This window comes from Methylomonas stagni (genome assembly GCF_050154735.1).
GTDB lineage: Bacteria > Pseudomonadota > Gammaproteobacteria > Methylococcales > Methylomonadaceae > Methylomonas > Methylomonas koyamae_A.
Genome location: NZ_CP189557.1, coordinates 991,484 through 1,005,513 on the forward strand (window position 1 = coordinate 991,484; position 14,030 = coordinate 1,005,513).

A 14,030-nucleotide genomic window follows, 5' to 3' on the forward strand; every position below is an offset into this window, starting at 1 on the left:
GTCGCTGTAATTTAAGGCGGGCGTTTTGACGGCCTTTGGGCGTAGGCTATTGGGAGCTGATGGTGTGGACATCAATTTAACCCTGAACAGAATCGGATTGTGTCCGTATGCATTGAAAGGACGATATAAGAATGCGACGGTATCGAAACGCATTGGTCGATGAAGGGCCGCGACGAGCCGCAACTCGGGCCGGGTAACGTGGCACCCGGCCCGAGCTTTGTAGAAAACGCTTCGCGCTAAAACTCCACTTTCACCGAACCTAAAAACGTCCTGGGCGCGCCAGGCATCGCCTGGTGGATGAATTGGCTATAGCCGTTGGCCGAGGCGATGTATTCCTTATCCAGCAGATTCTCGACGTTGAATTGGAAGGTCACGTTGGACGGGCCGACCTTGCGCCGGTAGCGCAGCATCGAATCGACGCGGGTATAGCCGGGGATTTCGTAGCTGTTGTTGACGTTGCCTTCGCGGCTGTCAACCAAATATACGCCGGCGCCGGCGCTCAAGCCTTCCGCGCCCAGGTGGCTGAAATCGTAAGTCGACCACAAACTGGCGGTGTTGCGCGGAATGTTTTCCAAGCGGTCGCCGGTGCCGCCGACCCCGGTGAAGTCGCCGGTCAAGCCTTTGGTGACCACCGCGCCGATGTAGGTATAGGTGGCGATGACGTTCCAGGCGTCGGTCAATTGGCCTTGCAAATCGAACTCGATGCCGCGACTGCGCTGCGCGCCTATCGTAACGAAATAATCGCTGAACGGCGCCGGCAGCGGCGATTTGACGTTCTTCTTGGTCAGTTCGAAAAAGGCCAAATTGGCTTGCAATTTGCCGCTCCACCAGTTTCCTTTCATGCCGAATTCCATTTCGCGGGATTGCTCCGGATCGTAGGACGAACCGTTCAGCGCGGTGCCGCTGTTGAACGCGTTAAAGCCTTTGACGAAGTTGACGTAAACGCCCAGCCAGTCCAACGGGTGGTACATCAAACCGATACGCGGGCTGAAATAATCGTCGTCGGTCTTGTCCCCGAAGCTATTGCGGTAGGTGGCGTTGTCGAAGCGGCCGCCGAGCAATAAATGCCAAGTATCGTTCCAAGCCAATTGGTCCTGCAGATAAATGCCGTACCACTCGTTATGTTCGATATTACCCAGCCTTAGCGGATCGTTCAGAAAGCCGGTAAAACCGTATTGCGGGTCGAACACGTTGATGGTCGGCACCGAGGTTCGGTAAGGGCTGCTGAAGTGTTTATCGGTCGAGTTGTAATAATCGGCGCCGAGCAACACGTTGTGTTGTATCGGTCCGGTCGCGAACCGGCCGGTGATGTCTATCGTGCCGTATTTGTTATCGAAATCCGTGGCGTTCTTCAAAAAGCCCCTGGCAATATCGCCGGAACCGTTGGTCGTTTCGTTCGACGGCGTTTGCGCGGCGGCGCTGTCTTGCACCAGCGCGGAAAACTTGGCCCGCACCTTCCAGTCGTCGGTGAAAGCATGGGTCAGCGTAATACCTTGCTGGTAGGAGCGCTTGTTGCCGTAGTCGGTTGGCTCGTTGCCGTTGAAACTCAACGGAATCTTGCCGGGAATCGCGCCGGACAGTTGCTGATCGTAGGGGATGCCGGAGTCGGCGATGCTGCGGCTGTCCTGGTAGATAAAGTCCAGATCAAGCTGGGTTTTATCGGTGATATGCCAGGTCAGGCTGGGTGCCAGAAAGTCGCGTTGATTGTAGATGTTGGTCCGGAACGAATTGCTGTCCAGATGTTCGTAATTCACGCGATAAGCCAGCGCGCCGTCTTCGGTGATTTTGTTGGTCGCGTCCAGCAGTGTCCGATAGGTATCGTAGGAGCCGAATTGTTGCTGCAGCGAGTAATAGGCGTCGCCGCGCGGCCGTTTGGTCACAACGTTGACCAGGCCGCCGGGCTGCGCTCGCCCGTATAGCATCGCGGCCGGGCCTTTCAAGACTTCGACGCGCTCGGCGTTGGCCAGCGAGATCGGCATGTTGGGCGTCAGTACGCCGTCGCGATAAATATTGCCGACGCTGTTGATGCCGTTGGCAAAGCCTCGCAGATAAATGTTTTCGTTGGCGTCCGCGCCGAACCCCCAGTTTTTCGCCACGCCGCTGACGTTTTTCAAGACGTTTTCCAGGCCGATCGCCTGTTGATCTTCGATGACGGCTTTTGGTATCACTTGTACCGATACCGGCGTATCGAACTGCAACGTATCGGTTTTCGTGCCGGTGGTGGCATTCGGCAGTGCATAATCCTTGTTGTAGGGCGAAGCGGTGTCGTAGACGCCTTGGCCGGTCACCGTCACCGCCGGCATCGTCGCGGTGCCGTTGGACTGCGGCGTCGGCGCCGCCGGGGTTTTATCCAGCGTTACGGTCGAGGCGTTGCTGAAGCGGAAACTCAAGCCAGAGCCTTGCAGCAATTGGCGCAACGCCTGTTCGGCGCTGAAACTCCCTTTTAACGCCGGCGCTTGAATTTGATCGGCGAGCCGACCTTCGTAAAGCACCTGCAAGCCGCTGATCGCCGAAAACCGTATCAATGCGCTGCTCAACGGTTGCGAAGCTATGTCGAAGCTCAGCGTCGTAGTCTCGGCGGTCGCAATCCCCGGTATCGTAACGGCGGAAATCAATACTACGGCGCGGGTCAATGAGTCCTGGTAAATCATCGTGCATTCTCCATAAGTGAACGGTATCGATTACCAAGACGCCGGGACTGCGTCTGTACCCTTAGCGGCGGATGTAAAAAGTTTCGGCCGCACGCGGTAGATGGGCTACGCCGACACTCGAAGTAGGGCGGGCATCAAGCGCGACAGGGTAGTGGTCTATCGGTTGGGGCTGGAAAGCTGCTACGAGGAAAGGCCCGAGCCGATCCGGCCAAAGGGTTACATAGCGGTAAAGTGGGCAAGCCGGCGGAAACCGCGCGGGTTCGCTGGGTTAGGGGACTGGGTTCGGCCAATTGCGGACGGATAGTTTTTCTGACGAAGGTCTGTTGATTGATCTACAGCCGCCAGCCGTAATCCCAAAAAAGTGCGACCGCCTATAGGTTGTGCCGAGCCATGCGAGGCGCAACGATCGCGAACGGTGCGCCTAACGGCAGCACCCTATATTCTGCGCACCTTATGGCCTTTTAAATTTTGATCGTCCGGTAAGTACTTCTAGCAGATGAAGGGTGGGTAAATTTGCCCACCATTGCAACCCGCGTGTACACAAAAGCCGTGCCCACCCTACAGGGCTTTTTAGTATGAAATTCCATCTGCGCCGCATTGGCAAGAAGGGCATTTACGTTGAAATATATCAGTTCCGTTTGCGCCATAAAAATGACCACAGTTTGGTTCCAGGCATTCAATTTTATACGCGAACTGGCGGTGATCTGTTCCTGCTATTCGGCGATGGCCGCAGCAACGTTGATTGTTTCGATTGATGTAGCCAATCGTAGTAGTTTGCGTGGTTCCACTTTGATACTCGCTCATAAGTTGCTCCTATTGAGAGATGGACTAATTCGGCCAAGAGCTGACCATAGGATAGGCGTTTGACGTCTGGTTAATGTCGAAGACTGCTCATGCAGCGCCTAAGCGCCTTGTTGGGCCTTCATGCCAAATGTATCTTGAAGTCGCCGTTTAGACTTACAGCCATTTTGGATTCCAGGAAATTCATATCTGATTTAAATATGCCCACAAAAACTACCCCATTTAAATAGCCGCTTGCAACCAATGTCACTTTGCACGATAGATTTATTGGCATCATGAATTCAGTCCAAGTATTTAAATCAATCAGTTTTTCACCCGCAGGAAAGACAATAGTGTTTTTGTAGGTGAATTTTGTTGGTTGCGATGGGTCTGTAGAAATTGACTTGTCATCACTTACCATTTCAAATGCTGCCAACCCAAGGCGCTCATTCAGCTCGTGCAAAGAACGGCATGGCCCCGTTGTTTTTAGATAAGCGACCATTCGCCCTTCTTCATCTCGCTCTACTGCGCCCTCAGAAATCCCAACCAGCATTTCTGTTAGCACAGAGCTTCCAAGTGTATTGTCTGTGTATCTGATCAATCCATTTGCTATGCGAACAACCGATCTTAGGCCCGGACCTAATGGCGTCCCCGTATCTGGCTCTATATTGGGATGATCTCTCAGTATCGCATCAGGACCAAGAAGATTCATGAGCTGAGACAGGGAGGTATTTAGTTCGCTGTAGGAAACATCAAATATTGGCTGTTGTTCGGGTCCTTTATTTGTTTGATATACGACGAATCGCCTCCCATTAGATAATGAAAAATAAACCGCACGAATTTCTGGATGGTTTGCATACGTGTACGCTTGCTCTATTGCGTTAAAATCAATATCAACATCCGGCGCTTTTGCTTCGATTACCCACCTAGTCGTGTTTTGAGCAACAAGAATGTAGTCTGCCTTTCCTCTCAACAGAGGGTCATTTCTGGGTATTTTCCGCCCAAGAAACGCCCTAGGATATCGAAGTGACTGTTCTCGAATGACATTGTTCGTAGTGCCTGACCGATAACCTAAATACCTTACCAGCGGCGCAACGATTTCTTCACGGACATCCGTTTCATTCAAATTCGTGAAGTCGATTGGTTCAAACATATTATTTTTCTAGCTAAATTAGTGATTAGAAAGTTCTGTATATCATCGCCGATAGGTAGCTATGATTGGAAACGATCAAATTGCTACCAATCGACCAGATGGAATGACAGAACCGGAACGGGACGTAAGCCACCCGTTAAACTTCCTAAACATAACTAGCCGCAATCATAGGGCTGTAGGTCCGATTAACGCAGTGTAATAGGACGCCGTCGTTGCCGAAACATTCAAGTTACTGATGGCTTGAAGAGCATTTAGCCTGCATGTTGGGGGTTCGTTACCTCACCCCAACCGACAGCCCTCTGCGACATTCAAGATTTGCTGCTGCATCACAGCTAGCTGACATTCAATGTAAAAAGTAACTTGCGTGCGGTAGCACGTCAAGTTGACTGACGGGGTATACGTAATTTGCGGCTACATGCAATTAAGTCCCTTGTGAACTTATCTTGAATTAGCCACAAGAATTCAAAAATATAAATTGGTGAACTTAAAATAAGCGCAGCAACTATGCTGGATTTAGCAATTTGATTAAGCGGACCAGATACAAACCAAAACAAAAACAAACACACAACTAAGACAAACAAAATGAAATATGAATTTGATTTTGCTATTTCATAATTTATTACCGATTGACATGTTCTCAATGATTTAATTTTGCGCAACTTGATTGCCTTTCTATTTCGATATAGCTTTCTTAAACCCAAAGGCACGTGTTTTACTATCGCGGCGAGCAACAACCCAATAACGCAAAAAAACACCCCTGTGAACCACCATGATGGATCGGCTAGATTACTTAAAATTTGTTCCATGTCATCCACACATATAACGTAGCTCGTAGGATGGGTAGAGGCGCTAGCCGAAACCCATCAAAAACACCATTGATTACGCCAAATCCAATTCAGGATATATGCCGCCCGCCCAATTTGCCGGGAGGATGCCGCGTTTGACGAAATCATGAAATGAAGAATATCGCCAATCGGCAACACAACGGACATAGCCGTGTTTTACCGGATTGTAATGAATATAGTCGACATGCTTGACGAAGTCGTCCTCGTTTCTAATTCGATGCTCCCAAAACCGTCTTTGCCACTTGTGCCCTTTGGGTAAATACCGCGTTCCTGTTTGCGTTCGCGGCTTTTGGAAATTCGTTCGCCTTTTTCGACCTGTTTGGTAAAGCGGGTCTTGATCAGCCGCCAGCGACAACTAAAATCATCGTCATCTTCCGGCAAAGTCCAAATGGTATGGAGATGTTCCGGTAACACAACAATCGTGTCGATATTAAACGGGTGTTGCTCTTTTACGTGACGAAAAGACTCACGAAGCCGTTCAATCCTATCGGTCAGCAAAGTCCGATTTCGTTCCGCCAATATTGACTGTGAAAAAATAACAACCGCCTTTGAGGCGATGTCGGCGATATTCTGTCATATCTGATTTATCGGGGCTTCGATTGATGGGTTTCGCTTCGCTCTACCCATCCTACTGTCGGCCATTGGCTCACCCCCGGTTATTGGATAACCGTCTCCTATGGGTCGTTACAACTAAAGTTCCTAAACGCAACGAGCCGCAATCATAGTGCATGGAAAAATGTCCGCGCGAAGTCGTTAGCGGCTATTCTATGCTGTTTTCAATTTATAGACTATCCTTTCCAACGCTCAAGGAGGGCGCGCCTCTGCTAATCCACTAGCTTTTCCGCTTAAGTTAGCTCGCTGGCGAGCGAATAGGCGCGCATCTCAACGCGGCTGGCGGTAAGCCGCTTTGCTTGCCCGTCCCTGAACGGTTTTTACACGTGTTTCCAACGTTGGGGGGCAACCGCTGCAGACCACGGCTGGCAAGGCTTCCGGCGATTTGCCGTTCACGGAGCCGTAGAAACACGACACGGAACGTTGGAAGGACGTCACGGAAGGCTGGAAGGACGACACGGAAGGCTGGAAGGACGACACGGAAGGTTGGAAGGACGTCACGGAACTTTGGAAGCATGTCACGGAAGCCTGGAAGCACGACACGGAACTTTGGAAGCACGTCACTGGACAGCGGAAGGACGTGTTTCCAACATAAAAACACGGCATGGAAACGCCGATACCCTCGTCGCGGGCGTTGCCGGTGGCGAAATTGGAGTAGGTGGGCGGATTCAATTCATTCATCGAGGAATTTAACATGCCCAAATCCACGTTTATCCCGAACGCCGATCACGACTTTCTGGCCTGGTTCGACCATTTCCTGGCCAATCTGAAACCCGAACACGGCGTGGCGGACGCCGACTTGGCGGCGCTAACGGCGGCGAACGCCGATTTTCACGATAAGTCGCGGCTGGCCGGCAATGCCGCCGCGCTCGCCAAGCAGGCCACCGCCGACAAGAGCGACAGTCGTAAAGCGTCCGAAAACCTGATTCGGGCGGAAGTGCGGCGCATCAAGGCGCGCGCCAATTACACCGACGGTATCGGTGCGCAATTGGGTATCGACAGCAGCAGCCGGGCCGGCGATCTGTCCACGGCCAATCCCAAATTGAGCGGCAACGATCAAACCGGTGGGGTGGTGGTACTGAGTTTTGTGAAGCACCGTAGCGATGGCGTGAATCTCTATTGCCAGCGCGACATCGACACCGACTGGGTGTTGTTGGGCCGCGCCACCGTTTCGCCCTTCGTCGATCGCCGGCCGCTGCTGACGCCCGGCAAGCCGGAACTGCGCCGCTACACCGCCGTGTTCATGTCCAAGGACCAGGAAGTTGGTCAGTACAGTCAGGAACTGGTGGTGAATTGCGCGCCGTGAGCGCCGGGGCATTTATTAACCCGGCCCTATTTATCACTGGTATCCGTTGGGCTGAGCTTGTCGGGCGAAGCCCTGTAGCGCGCCCATCGACAGGCTCAGGGAGAACGGTATTTAAAGGCCGGGTTAGTAATACAGCAACACCCAATCGCCCGGTAAATGCGCGGCTTGCGCGTTGAGAGTGGCTTGCAAGGCGTCGACGATGGCTTGCGGGTCGCCGAGGTTGAACACGCCGCTGACGATGCGTCCGCCCAGTTCGCTGCTGACCGCGACGATGCGGCCCGCGCGGTAGCGGTTGACTTCGGCCAACACCTCGCTCAACGGCTGCTGCTGGAATACCACTTGGCGGCGGCGCCAGGCCAGGCTGTCGTCGTTGGTCAGGTGTTGCGGGGCTTGCAAGCGGCCTTGCTTGAATTCGGTGCGCTGCATCGCGCGCACCGCTTGCGCGGCAACGCCGTCGCCGACTTCCACGGTGCCTTCGGCGACGGTCACGGCCAAGTCCGCGCCGGACTTTTTCACGCCATAGGCGGTGCCGACCGCGCGGGCTTCGGCATGGCCGCCGTCCACGATAAAGGGTTTGGCCGGGTCGGGCGCCACTTCGAAAAACGCTTCGCCGCGCAGCAACACGACGCGTCGTTCGCGGGCGCCGAACCGGATCGCTAGCGCGGTGTCGGTATTCAACATGATTCGCGAGCCGTCCGCCAGCGTCACATTGGTTTGCTGTCCGGGGCCGGTGCGGTAGTCGCTGCGCCAATCCTGAATCCGCGCCGGCAACAGCCAGGCCATCATGAGCAGCGCCGCGCTCGCGCCGGCCAGATAGCGGCGGAATGGGATTGCGGCTCTCGGGGGCGGCGATGGGGCAGGGCGGGATTCCGCTTGCAGGCGTTCGGCCACCCGTTCCGCCGGCAATTGCAGCAAACTCCACAATTGGCGGGTGCGCTCGTAGGCCTGCGCATGGCGTTGATCCGCCGCATACCAGGCCTGAAATCGGCGGCGCTCGTCGTCGCTGGCGTCGGCGTCTTGCAGGCGGGCGAACCAGGCATCGGCTTGGTCGGCGATCGATCGCGGGTGTTGGTCGGACATGCGCTGGGCGGCTCGGAAATGACGGTAACGAAATAATGCCAGTTTTACTCGGCAAGCGGAAACGGACGGCGGCAGCTCACAACCAATCCATGCGTTCCTTTAATAATTTGATCGCTTTGTACATGTGAGCTTCGACCGTGCGCGGCGAAATGTTTAGTTCGTCGGCGATTTCGGCGTAGCTCTTGCCGTCGACCCGACAGGCTAGAAACACGGTCCGGCATTGTTGCGGCAGCGCGTAGATAAAGCGTTCCATCCTGGCCAGTTGCTGTTGCGCGGCGACGGCGGAATCCGGTTGCGGCGCCCAGCAAGCGATCGAGTCTTCGACAGGTCCGTAGTCGCGGGCTTCGGAGCGGGCCAGGCCGCGCAAATAATCCAGAGCCAGATTATTGGCTATCCGGAACAAAAACGCCCGCAAATCCAGAATTTCTTCACCGCCGCGGTATCTGGCGATACGCAAATAGGTTTCCTGAGTCAAGTCGTCCGCCGCGGTCGGACAACTGACTTTGCGGGCCAAGAATTGGCGGATTTCGCTTTGGTGGCGTAAAAACGCGTCCAGCAATAGGGGTTCGCTAACCGTGGACATGCAGTTCGAATCGGCAATGGAATGGTCGCTTTCAGCAAATTACAGGCCACTTTTTTGCGGTCGGCGAGCGCCAGATAGAGCCTATACCCGGAGATCAGCTGGAGCGTTGCAAACAAAAAAGTGCGGCATATGACGTATCGAGTGTGTGATATGCCGTATTTTTTTATTTAGGATCGGGCCTCCGGCCGACCAAACCGGACCGGCCAAAAAACTCGGTTAGCCGGTAACCACGGATTATCGTGGGCCGAGGGATTGATGTCGGCATCGAAGCGGGTGAGTGGCTTGGCTTTTGCTATATTATCCGCCTGGTTTCTCCGATCTTCTCGCCGACCATGACTATCAAAAGCCTTTTCGAGCAATTGTTTCACAGTCATTCCAAGGAATTGGTGTACTTCGCCGGTCAGCGCGCCGCCGAGGTGGCGGAAGATGTGGTGCAGGAGTCGTTTCTAAGATTGATGCAGCATCCCGAGCCGCAAACCATCGAAAATCATCGCGCGTATCTTTACAAATTGACCGGCAATGCGCTGATCGATTACCAGCGCAAGCTCGCGGTCCGCGAACGTTACCACGGCGAAGTCGAGGACTTGGATAGCCTGCCGGCGGATGCGCCGGGTCCGGATGTCAGCCTGCACCACCAACAAATTCTGCAGGGCGTCATGCGCGCGTTGGACGACCTGCCGCCGCTGCAACGCAGCATCTTCCTGTTGCATCGCGTCGACGGACTGACCTACCTGCAAATCGGCAAACTGCTCAGGATGTCGCGCAGCAACGTCGAACGCCAATTTTACGCGGCGCTGGAACACTGCTTTGCGGCCGCGTTGGCCGGCAAACGTTGAATTCTTAGGTTGTGCCGTCATGAGCCTCGCCAGTCTGACCGAATCTCAACGCCAAGCTCTGCAATGGTTGTCGCGCTTGCGCGGCGACGCGGACGAAACCGAACGCCGGCAATTCGAAGATTGGCTCGGCGGTTCGCCGGAACATGCCGAGGCTTACCAACAAGTTCAACAATTCTGGCAACAGCTCGGCGATTTACCGGAGGTGGCCGGCAAGCAGCTAGACGCCGCGCGTGGCTTCGTTCGCCATAGCCAGTTGGCCCGCCGACGGCGCAATGCCGCTTTGATCGCCGTCGGGTTCGCCGTTGCGTTGGGTTTTCAGTACCCGGAACCCTTACAAAAATTGGCGGCCGCTCGTTACCAAACCGACATTGGCCAGCGCCGGACCCTGGCCTTGGCCGATGGCGGCCGCATCGAACTGAATACCGCGACGCGATTGCGGATCGACCGTTTCGGCGCGCGCACGGTCTGGCTGGAGCAGGGCGAAGCCTGGTTCAGCGTCGCTCACGATGCCGAGCACCCTTTCGAAGTGCGGGTGGGCGCCGGGCGCATCCGCGACGTCGGCACGCAATTCAACGTCGCGATCGACCGCGAGAACACGACGGTCGCGGTGGTCGAAGGCGAAGTGGCGTTGAGCGTGCCCGGTAAGCCGGCGCTGGCGCTGACGGCCGGTCTGCAAGCCGGTTTTAGCGCCGACGGAAATCTGCGGGCGCCCAGTGTCGCCGACGCCGCCAGCGGCGCTTGGCGCGACGGTACGCTGATCTTCAAACGCCAACCCTTGCCGGAAGTGTTGCGCCAACTGTCGCGCTATCACGCGGTCCAATTCAAGCTGACGGACAGCCAATTGCAAACCGTGACGGTTAGCGGCCGCTTTTCCACGTCCGATTTGAACGAGAGTTTAAGCACCTTGCAAAACGGTTTGGCGGCGCGGATTGTCAGGGATGGGGATGGCACGATCCTAATCAGCGCCAAGCAATGACGGACCAGTCTAGTGCTTCGCTTCGCGGCGGCCCTGGTATCATGCGGGATTTAACCGCTCAGGAGCCGCGCATGAATCCCTTGTTCGATCCCATCCGTATCGGCGACATTGAATTGCCCAACCGCATCGTGATGGCGCCGCTGACCCGCTGCCGCGCCAGCGCCGGCCGCGTGCCGAATGCGCTGATGGCGGACTATTACGCTCAACGAGCGAGTGCCGGCCTGATCATCAGCGAAGCCACTTGCGTTAGCCCGCAAGGCGTCGGCTACCCGGATACGCCGGGCATCTGGTCGCCGGAACAAATCGACGGCTGGCGCGGCGTGACCGACGCGGTACACGCCGCCGGCGGGCGCATGTTGTTGCAACTGTGGCATGTCGGCCGGATTTCCGATCCGTATTATCTGGACGGCGCCTTGCCGGTCGCGCCCAGCGCGATTGCCGCGCCAGGTCACGTCAGCCTGCTACGGCCGATGCGCGATTACGTGACGCCGCGGGCCTTGGCGTTGGACGAAATTCCCGACATTATCGAAGCGTTTCGCCAAGGCGCGGCCAACGCTAAACTGGCCGGTTTCGACGGTGTCGAAATTCACGCCGCCAACGGTTATTTGCTCGATCAATTCCTGCAAGACAGCACCAATCGCCGCGAAGATGCCTACGGCGGTCCGGTGGAAAATCGCGCCCGTTTGCTGCTGGAAGCGGCCGACGCGGCGATTTCGGTGTGGGGCGCCGGCCGGGTTGGCGTGCATCTGTCGCCGCGTTGCGACATGCACGGCATGGGCGACGCCAACCCGCTGGCGACCTTCGCTTACGTCGCCGAACAATTGGGCCAACGCAAACTTGCCTTCATTTTCACCCGCGAAGCGCAAGGTCCCGACGCGATCAGTCCGGCGTTGAAACGCCGTTTCGGCGGCGCGCTGATCGCCAACGAAAATTTCACGGCCGAAAGCGCGGTACAAGCCATCGCCAATGGCGATGCCGACGCGGTGTCGTTCGGCAAACACTTCATCGCCAATCCGGACCTACCGCGCCGCATAGCACTCGGCGCGCCGTTGACCCCGTTCGACGCCGCGACCTTCTATCTGTACGGCGACGAAGGTCCGAGCAAGGGCTATACGGATTATCCGGTGTTGGCCGCCGACTGACGGGACGCAATATTGTCGATCGCTTTAAGGCGACTCGCCCCCGCCGGCCGCATATACCAACGCGGCGGCCGATTTCAGCAAATCGGCCCGGCTGTCGATTTCGGTGTAGCGGGCTCGGGCCAGATCCTTTTGCGCGGACAGCAGCTCGATGACGGTGGAAAAGCCGTGCCGGTAGGATTCCTGGGTCGCCGCGTAGGACTCCTCGGCGGCGCGTAGCAGGGCCAGCGCGAATTCGCGTTTTTCCAACGCGGTTTTGGTGTCGGCGTAGGTTTGCCAGATATGGCGCATGATCTCCAGACGCAAGCTGTCGATCTGCGCTTCGCCGGCCCGGCGTTTGGCTTCGGCCTCGTCCACCGCGCCGCGGCGTTCGAAGCCGTCGAACAAATTCCATTCCAGATTCAGCATCGCGCTGCCGACCAGATTGTCCGACGAATAATGCCGCCGGCTTGGCGGATCGGTCTGCACGTCGCCCCAATACTGATTGCCGATGCTGCCTTTCAACGACAGCTTGGGCCAATACTCGGCGCGGGCTTTTCTCACCTCCGCTTCGCGGGCGCGCAGTTCGGCCAGTTTGGCCTGCAAATCCGGGCGCTGTTCCAGGGCCTGGTCGACGATTTTTTCCACCGACGGCGCCAGGGCGTCGGGCAACGGCACCTGACTCAGATCGATCAGAGACAGTTCGACCGACGGCGACAAACCGGCGCTGGTGGTCAGGGCCGCTCTGGTCTGAGTCACGGCGCCGCGCGCATCCTGCCAATCGTAATTGGCCTTGGCTTGTTCCTGCAGGGCCAGCAGCAAATCGGGCCGCGTCGCGAAACCTTGCGACAGTTTGGCGTTGACCGCTTCAGCGTTGGCCTTGGCGGCGGTAAATGTTTGCTCCGCCGCCGCGACTTTGGCGATTGCCGCCTGATAGGCGAAGAAACTGTCGGCGACGCGGTAGGCGATCTCCTGGTGTTTGCGGCCGAAGCCGAATTGAGCCGCTTCGAAGCGCTCCAGACTGGCTTCGTCCAAGGCCTCGCGGCGGCCGAAGTCGAACAGCGTCCAGGCCAATTCGGCGCCGCCGAAACTCCCGACGCCGGTGCTGACCAGCGTGCTTTGCGGAATCGGGATGCTGGTCTTGAAATATTGGCCGAAGGCCAACGCGGTCAGTTTCGGGTACCAACTGGCGGCTTCCCGTTCGACTCTGGCGGCGGCCGCTTTGGCGTCTTCCCAGCTGAGCCGGGTTTCCGGATGGTTTTGCAACGCCATGTCGATTAGAGCCGGCAGATCGTAACGTTGCCGCACATTCGGCGCGGCGGATGGGCTGGGCGCCTTCTCCACGGACGGCAGCGGATGGCTAACACGGTATTCGGACCAGCGCACCACCGGCGCTTGTTGCGGCTCGCCGGCGTCGGGGTGCCGGTGCGCGACGGGCGGCGTACAGGCGGTGCTTATCGACAACAGCAACGGCAGGCAGCATTTAAATCGCAACGGGCGGCCGGGACTAAAATCGGCGGGCCGAATGTGCGGTACAGGCGGAAACGCGGAAACTGACTGAGTCAAAAAATTCGCCACCATTAGAAGGAAATGCTTATATAGTAACGGAAGCGCCACTGCGAATGTGGCAACAAATTGCCAACGAATATTGAACAATATCGTTGTATCAAACCGATTGTAGCGCTTTACAATAACGATGTTTGAAATCGTATCGGTGGTTGCGCCGGGCACGGCTAACAGCCTATCGGGGGTTTTACAACAGCCGCGTTCGCGATAGTCCGTTTTTTCCATAACGCCAACGTTTCGCATTGAGGGCCGTCATGACTCCGTTTCGTTTGTTTAGATCATTCCCGCTGGCGTATTCGGCGCCGCTATTGCTGGCCGGCTGCGATCCGATGTTGAGCCTGCACGGTTCGTTTTGGCCGGCCTGGATCATCTGCATTTTGACCGGTTTGGCCGCCAGCGTGGCGTTGATGTGGCAATTGGCGCGTGTCGGCTTGGCGCCGCATCTGGGACCGCCGTTGTTGATCGCTCCCAGCCTGTGGGCATTATGCACCTTCGTGATTTGGTTGTTGTTTTACGCAAGTTGA

Annotated in this window: 11 protein-coding genes and 1 pseudogene; 6 read left to right on the forward strand and 6 right to left on the reverse strand. The window is 56.4% G+C overall.

Annotation, left to right across the window (positions count from 1 at the left end; translation table 11 throughout):
- Window positions 1-236: 236 nt before the first annotated feature.
- Window positions 237-2,651 carry a TonB-dependent siderophore receptor gene (locus tag ACP4CD_RS04705; protein WP_426993758.1) on the reverse strand — a complete coding sequence of 805 codons (2,415 nt, stop codon included), beginning with the start codon at window positions 2,649-2,651 and terminating at the stop codon, window positions 237-239.
- Window positions 2,652-3,226: 575 nt separating this feature from the next.
- Between ACP4CD_RS04705 and ACP4CD_RS04710 the strand changes: the two genes are divergently transcribed.
- A complete protein-coding gene (locus ACP4CD_RS04710) occupies window positions 3,227-3,406 on the forward strand; it encodes a hypothetical protein (RefSeq protein ID WP_426993759.1) in 180 nt (59 codons plus the stop codon).
- Window positions 3,407-3,573: 167 nt separating this feature from the next.
- On the opposite strand, the gene ACP4CD_RS04715 is transcribed toward ACP4CD_RS04710, so the two are convergent.
- Window positions 3,574-4,584 carry a hypothetical protein gene (locus tag ACP4CD_RS04715; RefSeq protein ID WP_426993760.1) on the reverse strand — a complete coding sequence of 337 codons (1,011 nt, stop codon included), beginning with the start codon at window positions 4,582-4,584 and terminating at the stop codon, window positions 3,574-3,576.
- 879 nt (window positions 4,585-5,463) lie between these two features.
- Window positions 5,464-6,006: pseudogene (locus tag ACP4CD_RS04720) on the reverse strand (REP-associated tyrosine transposase).
- Between the two features lie 729 nt (window positions 6,007-6,735).
- Between ACP4CD_RS04720 and ACP4CD_RS04725 the strand changes: the two are divergent.
- Window positions 6,736-7,347, forward strand: a complete 612-nt coding sequence (locus ACP4CD_RS04725) for a hypothetical protein (RefSeq protein ID WP_071156751.1) — start codon at window positions 6,736-6,738, stop codon at window positions 7,345-7,347.
- A 123-nt stretch (window positions 7,348-7,470) separates the two neighbouring features.
- On the opposite strand, the gene ACP4CD_RS04730 is transcribed toward ACP4CD_RS04725, so the two are convergent.
- The gene (locus ACP4CD_RS04730; RefSeq protein WP_426993761.1) at window positions 7,471-8,427 is read right to left on the reverse strand and encodes a FecR family protein; all 957 of its coding nucleotides are present in this window, start codon (window positions 8,425-8,427) and stop codon (window positions 7,471-7,473) included.
- Window positions 8,428-8,503: 76 nt separating this feature from the next.
- Window positions 8,504-9,010, reverse strand: a complete 507-nt coding sequence (locus ACP4CD_RS04735; RefSeq protein WP_426993762.1) for an RNA polymerase sigma factor — start codon at window positions 9,008-9,010, stop codon at window positions 8,504-8,506.
- Window positions 9,011-9,342: 332 nt separating this feature from the next.
- Here ACP4CD_RS04735 and ACP4CD_RS04740 point away from each other — a divergent pair, with 332 nt between their 5' ends.
- From ACP4CD_RS04740 to ACP4CD_RS04750, 3 genes are all read left to right on the forward strand, one after another.
- Window positions 9,343-9,846 carry an RNA polymerase sigma factor gene (locus tag ACP4CD_RS04740; RefSeq protein ID WP_064030389.1) on the forward strand — a complete coding sequence of 168 codons (504 nt, stop codon included), beginning with the start codon at window positions 9,343-9,345 and terminating at the stop codon, window positions 9,844-9,846.
- Window positions 9,847-9,865: 19 nt separating this feature from the next.
- Window positions 9,866-10,822, forward strand: coding sequence for a FecR family protein (locus tag ACP4CD_RS04745; protein ID WP_426993763.1), 957 nt, complete (start codon window positions 9,866-9,868; stop codon window positions 10,820-10,822).
- Window positions 10,823-10,893: 71 nt separating this feature from the next.
- Entirely contained in the window at window positions 10,894-11,964 is a 1,071-nt protein-coding gene (locus tag ACP4CD_RS04750) for an alkene reductase (RefSeq protein WP_426993764.1), read from the forward strand.
- Window positions 11,965-11,988: 24 nt separating this feature from the next.
- On the opposite strand, the gene ACP4CD_RS04755 is transcribed toward ACP4CD_RS04750, so the two are convergent.
- A complete protein-coding gene (locus tag ACP4CD_RS04755) occupies window positions 11,989-13,404 on the reverse strand; it encodes a TolC family protein (protein ID WP_426993765.1) in 1,416 nt (471 codons plus the stop codon).
- Window positions 13,405-13,760: 356 nt separating this feature from the next.
- Here ACP4CD_RS04755 and ACP4CD_RS04760 point away from each other — a divergent pair, with 356 nt between their 5' ends.
- Complete coding sequence (locus tag ACP4CD_RS04760) at window positions 13,761-14,030, forward strand: YtcA family lipoprotein (protein ID WP_064030395.1); 270 nt, start codon at window positions 13,761-13,763, stop codon at window positions 14,028-14,030.